6 protein-coding genes, 1 tRNA gene and 2 pseudogenes are annotated in these 8304 nt (G+C 71.4%); 3 read left to right on the top strand and 6 right to left on the bottom strand.

Translation table 11 applies throughout. The features are described from left to right. On the top strand, positions 1-345 hold a 345-nt coding region (locus VIU94_RS37920; protein WP_331919007.1), incomplete at its 5' end, for a lactate utilization protein LutB domain-containing protein. Positions 346-605: 260 nt separating this feature from the next. Next, positions 606-1181, top strand: a pseudogene (locus tag VIU94_RS37925) (LutC/YkgG family protein); the annotation flags it as partial. A gap of 61 nt (positions 1182-1242) precedes the next feature. Here the strand turns inward: VIU94_RS37925 and VIU94_RS37930 are convergent. Further along, complete coding sequence (locus tag VIU94_RS37930) at positions 1243-1746, bottom strand: DUF309 domain-containing protein (protein ID WP_331919009.1); 504 nt, start codon at positions 1744-1746, stop codon at positions 1243-1245. A 137-nt stretch (positions 1747-1883) separates the two neighbouring features. Here VIU94_RS37930 and VIU94_RS37935 point away from each other — a divergent pair. Continuing rightward, positions 1884-1957, top strand: a tRNA-Pro gene (locus VIU94_RS37935). Between the two features lie 90 nt (positions 1958-2047). On the opposite strand, the pseudogene VIU94_RS37940 reads toward VIU94_RS37935, so the two are convergent. From VIU94_RS37940 to VIU94_RS37960, 5 genes and pseudogenes are all read right to left on the bottom strand, one after another. Continuing rightward, positions 2048-2155: pseudogene (locus VIU94_RS37940) on the bottom strand (tyrosine-type recombinase/integrase); the annotation flags it as partial. An 80-nt stretch (positions 2156-2235) separates the two neighbouring features. Continuing rightward, complete coding sequence (locus VIU94_RS37945) at positions 2236-3225, bottom strand: FAD-dependent monooxygenase family protein (RefSeq protein ID WP_331919011.1); 990 nt, start codon at positions 3223-3225, stop codon at positions 2236-2238. Further along, the gene (locus tag VIU94_RS37950) at positions 3222-5123 is read right to left on the bottom strand and encodes a ferritin-like domain-containing protein (RefSeq protein WP_331919013.1); all 1902 of its coding nucleotides are present in this window, start codon (positions 5121-5123) and stop codon (positions 3222-3224) included. The genes VIU94_RS37945 and VIU94_RS37950 overlap by 4 nt, the downstream gene beginning before the upstream one ends. Positions 5124-5161: 38 nt before the next feature. Continuing rightward, complete coding sequence (locus tag VIU94_RS37955) at positions 5162-6604, bottom strand: radical SAM/SPASM domain-containing protein (RefSeq protein WP_331919015.1); 1443 nt, start codon at positions 6602-6604, stop codon at positions 5162-5164. Continuing rightward, positions 6601-8031, bottom strand: a complete 1431-nt coding sequence (locus VIU94_RS37960) for a hypothetical protein (RefSeq protein WP_331919017.1) — start codon at positions 8029-8031, stop codon at positions 6601-6603. The genes VIU94_RS37955 and VIU94_RS37960 overlap by 4 nt, the downstream gene beginning before the upstream one ends. Between the last annotated feature and the right edge of the window lie 273 nt (positions 8032-8304).

An 8304-nucleotide genomic window follows, 5' to 3' on the forward strand; every position in this document is an offset into this window, starting at 1 on the left:
CAGAGCGAGATCGACGCGTCGCTGCCGTACGCGTCCTCGCTGTGCGGCGCGTGCTACGAGGTCTGCCCGGTCGCCATCGACATCCCCGAGGTACTGGTCCACCTGCGGGAGCGCGTCGCTGACCAGGGCGGCCCGGGCCACCGCCTGGAACATGCCGCGATGAAGGCGGCCGGAGCGGTGCTCGGCAGCCCCCGCGCCCTCGCCGTAGCCGAACGTCTGGCAACCCGCACCCGCCGCCTCCATCCGAAGCGCCTGCCCGGCGCCTCGGCATGGACCGACAGCCGCGAACTGCCGGAGGTCCCGAAGGAGTCGTTCCGCGCCTGGTGGAAGAGGAACCGCACATGACGCACCGAGAGCCGACGCCTGCTGTGACGGGCACGGCCCGCGACAGAATCCTCGCCCGCATCCGCGCGGCGGTAGCCGGGCCGGGCCCGAGCGCGGCCGTCGCCGAAGCGCGATCCACCACGAGCCAGGCAGGAACCGTCGCCGGCGCCCAGCCGGCTCCGGCCCCGAGCGAGGCCCCCTCCCACGCCCAGCCGGCTCCGGCCCCGAGCGAGGACCTCTCCGGCGCCCAGCCCGCCCCAGGCCCGACCGCGGTCGCGACCCCCACCGACCCCCCGCCCACCCGCGCCTACCTGACCGCCCACGTTCCCGACGAACCGCCCGCGCTCCTCGACCTCCTCCACCGCAACCTCGCTGACTACCGCGCCCTCGTGCACCGCACGGACCCGGCCGGCCTCCCCGCCCTCCTCGCCCGGCTGCTCGCCGAGAGGGGCGCGCGTACGGTCGTCGTTCCTCCCGGGCTGCCGCCCGAGTGGCTTGCCGAGGCCGAGGTCGAGCAGCTTCCGGACCTCCTCGACACGACACCCGCCGAACTCGACGCCGTCGACAGCGTCGTCACCGGCTGCGCGCTGGCCATCGCCGAGACCGGAACCGTCGTCCTCGACGGAGGGCCCGACCAGGGCCGTCGTCGGATCACCCTCATCCCCGACCACCACATCTGCGTCGTCAGGGCCCCGCAGCAGATCGTCGCGTCCGTCCCGCAGGCCCTGCCCCGCCTCGCCCCCCGCCGCCCACTGACCTGGATCTCTGGCCCCTCGGCCACCAGCGACATCGAACTCGACCGAGTGGAGGGCGTGCACGGCCCGCGCACGCTCGAAGTCGTCCTGGTGCAGCCATAGGGGCCTGTCCGGCGGATCAGGGTCGGACAGGCCCTAGTCGGAACGTGCGGACCGGCCGGCGCTAGTCGGCGGTGTGGCGCAGCAGCCGCGGGGCCTCGACGGCCGCGTCGAGCGACGGAGCATCGGGCGCCCGGTCCGCCAACTTTCGTGCCCAGGCGACGAGTCCGACGAGATCGATCCCGTACGGATACGGCTCCGGCCACTCCGCGATCCGAGCCGCGCCGCGCAGCAGGAGCCGGGCGCCGCCCATGGTGTTGCCGCGCGCCGCGTGCGTCAGGCCCACGGCGAGCTGGGCCAGCCCCTGCCACAGGTCGCGCTCGCCGGCCGGCCCGGTCTTCCAGGCGTCCTCGAAGACCTCGTGCGCGTGGAACGGCATGCCCGCGTCCAGTAGCCGCTGCGCCTCGCGCAGCGTCTCCGAGGGCGTCCGCGCCACCCCCTCGGGCTGCCGGGCGACCCCCTCGGCCCCGTACGGCAGCGGTCGCCCCAGCCCGTCCCGCGGCCGCGCACTCCGCGCCCGCCCCTCCGCGTCCCGGTCGCGGCCCCTGTCAGTCGGCGTCTCGCTCACGCCCCCATTGTCACCCGCACGGCCGTGACATGCCGGAACGCACCACGAGCACCGACCCACCCCCGTCGGCCCCGCACACGGAGTGAGGTAATGTTCTCCTGCACGCCGCCACCGGGAACCCCGGCGGCAACGGGCAACGGGACGTGGCGCAGCTTGGTAGCGCACTTGACTGGGGGTCAAGGGGTCGCAGGTTCAAATCCTGTCGTCCCGACTCGAAAGAGTCACAGGTCAGAGGCCTTTTCAGAGCAATCTGAAACGGCCTCTGACTCGTTTTCGGGGACTAGTTGGGGACCAACTCACCGATCTTGTGCACGTCGGGGTGCAGGTACCGCTGCGTGGTGGTCAGCGAGCCGTGGCCGGCGATCTTGCGGAGGACATGCACCTGGACCCCGGCGTCAGCGAACCGGTCATGGCCGCCACTCCGGCCACCGGCCCGGGCTTTCCGGCGCGTCGCGAGGGCACGCCGAGACGCTGGCTTCCCCCCGGCCGTCACCTGGGGGACGGGTCGCCGCGCCATCCGCAGGCGTTGAGCTCGTGCTGCCAGGAGGAGTCCGGGAACGCCTGGGGGTAGAGGCGGGCACAGGTGGCGAGGTGTTCGTGAAACGCGATCCGTAGACGGGTGGTGTAGTGCGTGCAGAGCGGGCCGGGGTGAGTGCCGGACGCCGCGGATTCGATGACGGCCGCCGCCAGGATGGCTGTACGCAGGGCCTGCGCGGTGCCCGTGCCGCTGAGCGGGTCGTAGCGGATGGCGCCCGCACCGACCAGGAGGGTGCCCGGGGTGCGGGCGGCCGGGGCGGCGGCCGGGAAGGAGTGCAGACGGGGGGCCGCGGGCAGAGCCACCGCTGACTCCGGGGGATGCAGGAGGCGAGGGGCCAGCGCGGATGCGGTGAGGAGACGTCCCAGCAGCTGGGCGGGGCGCGCGACGGGGCCCGGGACCATCGCCTGAAGCAGGGCACGGCCGTTGCCGAGCGGTGTGAGGTGCAGCCAGGCGAGGTCGGTGCGGTCGAGGCGTGCCGTGGTGTCGTCCTGTCCGGCAGCAAGCGGTGCCTCCCCGGCCAGGAGGTGTCGACGGCCGGCCGTCCAGTGCTCGCCGGAGTGTTCGGGCGGCGGTTCGGCAGTGACCGTCCAGTGCGGTGTATCGGGGCCGTCGGGCCCGACGATGTCCGGGTGGTGCGTGGCGAGCCGGTCGAGGAGCTGTCGGCACAGCACGGCGCCGTCCACGACTGCCGCCGGCTGCGCGAGTGGCGGGTCGGGCGGCCCGGGGGCCCAGCGGACGTGGCGGTGGGTCAGTCGGTGGCTTTCGCCCAACGGCCCGGCGCCCCATAGGGAGTGCAGCAGGGCGAGCGTGTCCTCACCCAGCAGCAGCGGGCGGGAGCCGTGTGCGGGGCGGGGCCGGAGCCGGACTCGCTGGCCGCGCGAGGCGAGCAGCCAGGCGCAGGTGAGTTCGGCCAGTCCGGATCCGGCGATGGCGATGGTCACGGCGTGAGGGCGTCGATCAGTGCCTGTGTGTTGGCCTGGTGGCGGGCCATCATGGCACCGAGGGCTGGTCCGTCCAAGGAGCTGATGGTCTGCTGCACCGTCATGGCGGCCTGCGCGGCGACGAGGGTGGCCTGACCGTCGCCGAGTGGCCCGGGCCCCTTGAACCGGGGGGCGACCCCGCGCGACGCAAGCAAGTGGTTGATCTCGTGGAAGTTGGTCATCGCCTGCCGGGACTGCTCGATCGCGACTCCGCCCGAGCTGTCGCCGCCGCTCAGGCTGTCCTTCAACGTGCCCAGGAGCATGGCGTAGTTCAGGTCGCCGAGTTCGAGCAGCCGCTGGTCCAGCGGATCGGTCGGGTTCTTCGTCAGCGTCCGCAGGTAGTCGGCCTCGCTGAATCCGGCGAGGTGTGCCTTGACCTTCTTGAACCGCTCGAAGTGGTCGACGCCCTCGTCGATGATCAGTTTGATGAGGTGCGAGAGCCGGTCGGCCTGGGGGTACGGATCCTCCTTCTCGTCCATGATGGTTTGGTGCAGCCGGATGTACATCCCGTCGATGCCCTCCGGATTGAGCTGGTTGCTGGTCTCCTCCACCTTGATGAACCAGTTCAGCTGCGCCTTGGTAAGCCGCTCCAACGTGAACCTCGTGCCGGATTCCTCCTGGATCTCGAAATCTTCGGTGGGCGGGTCGAGGATGACCGGTCGGTCCAGTACGCCGAGAATCTCGTTGACCCATCGGAGATGGCGCATCTCGTCCTGCGCGACGGCGAACACCTCCTCGGCCGCGGCGAAGAACTTCCGGTCGGGCGCGTCCGCCGGTGTGGCCGGGTCGATTTCGCGTGGGGCGTTCAGCGAGTAGTGCGCGTAGAGGTACTCCAGGCACAGTGCGTGCTCGACCACGGCGAGCCGCTCCAGCCTCTTGACCACTTCGTCGCGAGACTGCGGAGTCAGCTCGAGCGGAGCCGGGATTCCCAGGCTGTCGTCCTCACGGCCGTTGAGTACGACAGGCAGCACGTTCCAGTTCGTGATCAGCGCGGGATGGTCGAGCTCCTGGGCGTTGCGCGGGGGGTAGCGGGGTCCGTCCAGCTCGGGCGGGACGATGGTGCGGTCGCCGCTGCGCTGGAAGTTGAGGGGGTGGAACTTCCCGTCGTGGCTGGCGGAGATGTCGGGTTTGGAGGCCGCCCAGTAGAAGCAGCCGCATTCGCGGAAGTCGTACTGCCAGGGCGCGCACAGGCTCCGGGTGAGGTCGCCCGGGAGGTACACCGCGGGGTCGATGACACCGTCGTCGGTGAGGTAGTGAGCCCGGTCGGCGACCAGGACGGCACTGGTCACCTTCCCGGCCGAGTCGCGTTCCACGCTGCTCTCGTTCGCCGTCCGCAAGGCGTTGAGGCTTCCGCCGGGTACTCCGGTCTCGCCCGGGGAAGACCTTCCCGGCCGGGGCCCGAGACGGATGGCGATCCGGCCCGGCAACAAATCGTGGACGAAGCGCCACATCGCCATGCCGTTGAGGTCGGTGGCGGGGAGGACGGGGGCCTCCGCCTCCGACTGGTCCACGGCGGTCCGTCCGCATACGGCCCAGAGATGGAGCCGCCACGGCGCCTGCTCCGTCAGCTGCAGGTCTTCGCTCGTGAGGTCCAGAACGGTGGCGGCACCGTCGGCAACGGCGATCACCCGCGAGCCCCTGCGGTGGTGGAAGTCGAAGGTCAGGCCGGGGAAGAAGCACTTGTCCAAGTTGCGCTGGTCGAATTCCAGGCCGGGGAAGCAGTTGTCGACTCCGCTCTCCGGGCGGGAGCCGGCCGGGTTTCCGCGGACCACGTGGTCGGCGCGGGCCGTGAGGTTACGGGGGAAGATCTTCCCGCGGGGTACGGGAAGATCCGGGTTCTCGGGGACCGGGTTGTTCATGGTCGGCTCCTTCGGCCGGTCGGATGAGGGGCGGTTGGTCAGCGGGCGAGGGCCGCCGGATCGGCCGGCAGGTCGGACACCGCCGTCTGCCGGAAGAACTCCGGAGCCGCCTGCCCGAGTTCGACGTAGGCGCGCAGACAGAAGGCCAGCCAGCCGCGGATGTAGTCGCAACCGGGCCGGCCGCGCCGGCTGACCTCGTGGTAGCAGCCGCCACCGCACAGGTAGCGGGCCCAGCAGGACCGGCAGGGCTCGGCCCGGTCCACATGGCGGGCCGCCAGATGGTCGGCCCGCGCGGCCCGGTCGGGGCCCTCGGCCACGGAACCCATGCGGAAGGCGGGGTCGTCCACGAGCCGGTGGCAGGCGTACAGACCTCCCTCGGCGGAGGCGCTGAGGTACCCGGCACCCGCGCCGCAGGGATAGGGGCGGTGCCCGCCCGCGTGCAGCTCGTACATCGCGGTCTGGAAGTTGCCGAACGGGTAGGGGCGTCCGGCCGACAGCGCGCTCAAGGCCGCCTCCCCGCACACGATCATCTGCTCCAGGAAACCGGTGAAGGCGGCCGTGTCGATCTCGTACGCAGGGGTCGGAGCGCTGACCACCGCCGCGAATCCGACCTCGTCGAAGCCCAGGCCGATGCCGTGCTCCAGGATGTCGATCAGTCGCCCGGTGTACGGGGTCACGCTGACGCGTGCCGAGAGGTGGCGCGGACGGCCGTGCCGCTCCAGAACCTCCAGCCCGGCCCGCAGCCGGTCGTACGCGCTGCCTTCTCCGGGTGACTTGCGCAGGGCGTCGTGCCCCGCCCGGTCGCCGTCCAGACTGACGGCCACGGTGAACGGGTGGGCGGCGAACAGCTCGGCGTCCTCGGGCCGGACCTTGGTGAGGTTGGTAGTGAGGGCGAAGCGGACGGCGTGCCCGGTGTCGGCCCCGGCCCGGGTCGCGTACCGGGTCACCTCGTGTACCAGTTCGTGGGCGAGGAGCGGCTCGCCGCCCATGAAGCCGACGACGACGCCGGCTCCGGGCGCGGCCTCCGCGAGGAGCCGGTCCACGGCGGCGAAGGCGGTCTCCCGGGGCATGGCACGGGCGGATCCGCCGAACCGGCCTTCGTCGGCGTAGCAGTGCCCGCAGCTGAGGTTGCAGGCCTGCATCACGTTGAGCGAGAGGGAGGCGAGTGGCGGGACTTCTGCCGGGGTGCCGTCGATCCGGGGGCCCGGGAGACCCTCCCCACCCCACATCGGCAGGCCGAGTTCCGCGGCCAGGGCGGCGTCCTGGGCCGGGTCCCGGGCGGCCGCCGTCCAGGCCGCCAGTCGGGCGGCGGTGGCGTCCGGGAGGTCGTAGACCCGGCTGCCGTCGGCGACGAACAGGTGGGCGCCGTGGGCGCTGTGGAACACCTTGGCCTCGGCCTCGAGCCCGAGCGGGCCGGCTCCGGCGTCCGACCGCGGTTCGGGTTCCGGCGGACGGCTGCCGATCTGGAGCAGCACGCTCATGTCCCCTCCTCGACCGTGGCCCGCAGCGAGTTGGCCCAGGCCACCAGGAGGTCGTATTGGCGGCGGGTCAGGTGCATGGGCAAGCCGTCGGATCCGCGCACCGCGACCGGCATGCGTAGGTCGAACCGGTCCGGCTCCGCGTACGGATTCCTGATGAACCGCTCGATGAGGTCCGGCTGTTCGCGGATCATGTCTTCCAGGACCTCCAGCGCCACGAAACGGCGGTGCTTGCGCCGGCCCCGTTCGGTCAGTGGGAGCGTGACGCCGTCCAGGGCTTCCGGCACCGGGAACATCCGGGCACGGCCCTGTGCCTCCGTGAGGCCGAGGCTCACGTTCTCGAAGGCCCCGGCGCGCTCGTTCTGGGCATCCACGTTGACGGCGTCCATGGCTTCCAGGACACGTTCGAACAGGTCCCGTACCTCCAGCGCCGTCATCCTCGGATCCTGGGAGACGTACGCGGGGTCCTGGACCTCCGCGCGCCGGACCCGGTCCATGAGACCGTCGGCCAGTGAGGTGAAGGGTCTGCGGTCGGGTGCGAAATCGGGCGGGGTGACGACGACCCGCGCGTGGGCGGTCAGCCCGCCGACCTCGACGGTGACCAGGCCGTCGCAGACGTCGTCAACGAGACCGAACGAGACCCCGCCGTCCACGTTTACGTCCGCCCCGGCGAACAGGCCCCCGGGCACAGTCCGCGGATCGTCCGCGCCGGTGAAGGAGCACCAGGGGGAGTTCGGCGAGAGGATCAGCCTTTCGGAGGGCAGGGGATATCTGTCGGTGCGCTGCAGGAGGTTCGTGGGCCCGTAGACCAAGCCGGCGGCGGGGGTGAAGCGCAGTCGCAGCTCGGGGAAGGCCGCACTCGGCCGCGGGATCTGGACGGAGCCCAGCGGCACGTGCTGCCCTTGCGGTACCAGTCGCTGGGCAGCCCCTCGGGGGGAACGTCCTCGCAGGGGGTGCCGGGTGTGCTGGTTGCCCAGAATCTCGACCTTCGCCTCGATCCGGTCGCCGAGTGCGCCGGTGCAGTGGTGTGCCTTGAGGTTGGCAACCTCCACCGTCCATTGCACATTGCCGGGTGTCAGGTCGAAGGCGTCCAGTTCCTTGGTGGTGATCGCACCGGAGCGACGCTGTCCGTCGATGGTCCAAGTGCCGTGGACCTCGAAGAAGGGGCAGATGGGCCGGAACAATTTGGCGTCATCGGCGTTCTCGGAGTCCTCGGGGTCCTTGAATCGGACCCGGTTTCCCTGCGGCTGTGTTTCCGTCAGGGTGCCGTCCGTAGCCACATGGAGCGAGGGCTCGGGCAGGACGACGGTCTTGCCGGTACCCCGGGGACTGAGGTCGCTGTCGCCGTAGCGGTAGTTCTCGCAGGGTTCGGGGGACGGGCCCAGCCGAGCGAAGGCCAGGGGCGGGTACAGCCAGATCCTTTCGATCAACGTGAGTCTCCGTTCTCGTCAGAATGATCGGAAAGAGGGGGCGGGGTCACGTGAATACCTCGGACCTCGGGTAGGGGGCGGCGTCGCGCCGGGGCGGGGCGAGGTAGGTTCCGCCCGCGCGTACGGTCAGCAGTCGGCCGGCGGGACCGTCGTGGCCGGGCTGCCCGCCGAAGTTCGACGTGGGGCACGAACGAGATCGTGACTTAGCGTAGCGTAACGAATACTCTAAGTTGTCGAGGCTGCGCCCGAGGGGTGGGGCGGGGCCGCCGGAGG

The organism is Streptomyces sp. (genome assembly GCF_036566765.1).
Taxonomy (GTDB): domain Bacteria; phylum Actinomycetota; class Actinomycetes; order Streptomycetales; family Streptomycetaceae; genus Streptomyces.

Bases quoted from the DNA above. Each gene is read 5' to 3' on its own strand.
- VIU94_RS37950 (WP_331919013.1), bottom strand. From the start codon at position 5,123: ATGAACAACCCGGTCCCCGAGAACCCGGATCTTCCCGTACCCCGCGGG.
- VIU94_RS37955 (WP_331919015.1), bottom strand. From the start codon at position 6,604: ATGAGCGTGCTGCTCCAGATCGGCAGCCGTCCGCCGGAACCCGAACCG.